The organism is Streptomyces sp. CO7 (genome assembly GCF_053474865.1).
Genome location: NZ_JBRIOU010000004.1, coordinates 557019 through 558127, shown reverse-complemented (window position 1 = coordinate 558127; position 1109 = coordinate 557019). Strand labels below are relative to the sequence as shown.

Annotated in this window: 1 protein-coding gene; it reads left to right on the top strand. The window is 74.3% G+C overall.

Annotation, left to right across the window (positions count from 1 at the left end; translation table 11 throughout):
* Positions 1-1102 (top strand): S1C family serine protease (locus tag ACOV8S_RS15345; RefSeq protein ID WP_448318384.1); only part of this gene is annotated, 1102 nt, incomplete at its 5' end.
* Between the last annotated feature and the right edge of the window lie 7 nt (positions 1103-1109).

The following is a 1109-nucleotide window of genomic DNA, read 5'->3' as shown; positions in this document are numbered from 1 at the left end:
GCGCAGGCGCGCCCTCGTCGGCGGCGCCGTCGCGGTCGCCCTGGTGGCCGGGCTGGCCGGCGGCATGGCAGGCGTGTACCTGGAGCGCCACGGCGGCCTCGGCGTCGTCGAGCTCTCCCAGGCCCCCGTGGAGGACGTCCCCCGCGACCCGAACAGCGTCGCGGGGATCGCCCACCGCGCCCTGCCCAGCGTGGTCACGCTGCACGTGCAGGGCAGCGGCCAGGCCGGCACCGGCACCGGTTTCGTGCTGGACGACCGCGGCCACATCCTGACCAACCGCCACGTCGTGGAGGCCGCCGAGGACGCGGGCGACGGCCGGATCGCCGTCACCTTCAGCGGCGGCGAGACCGCCCGCGCCGAACTGGTCGGCGGCGACTCCGGCTACGACCTGGCCGTGGTCCGGGTGAAGGGCGTCAAGGGCCTCCACCCGATGCCGCTGGGCAACTCCGACAACGTCCGGGTCGGCGATCCGGTGGTGGCCATCGGCGCCCCGTTCGACCTGGCGAACACCGTCACCGCGGGCATCATCAGTGCCAAGGAGCGCCCCATCACGGCCGGCGAGGGCGACGGCGGCGACGTCTCGTACGTGGACGCGCTGCAGACCGACGCCCCGATCAACCCGGGGAACTCCGGCGGCCCGCTGCTCGACGGGCGGGGCCGGGTGATCGGCATCAACTGCGCGATCCGGTCCGCCGACACCGGCATCGACACCGACGACGGCAAGTCCGGCTCCATAGGCCTCGGTTTCGCCATCCCGGTGAACCAGGCCAAGCGGGTGGCCGAGGAGCTGATCAACGAGGGCGAGGCCACCCACCCGGTGATAGGCGTCACCCTCGACATGGCGTACGCCGGCGACGGCGCGCGGGTGCACACCAGCGGTTCCGGCGGCGGGTCCTCCGTGACCCCCGGCGGGCCCGGCGCCAAGGCGGGACTGAAGGCCGGGGACGTGATCACCGCCGTGGACGGCGTCCGGGTGCACTCGGGTGACGAGCTCATCGTCAAGACCCGCGCCCACCGCCCCGGCGACCGCCTGGAGCTGACCGTCAAGCGGGACGGCGAGGAGCGGAGGATCACCCTGGTCCTCGGCTCCTCCGAGGACTGACCGGCCC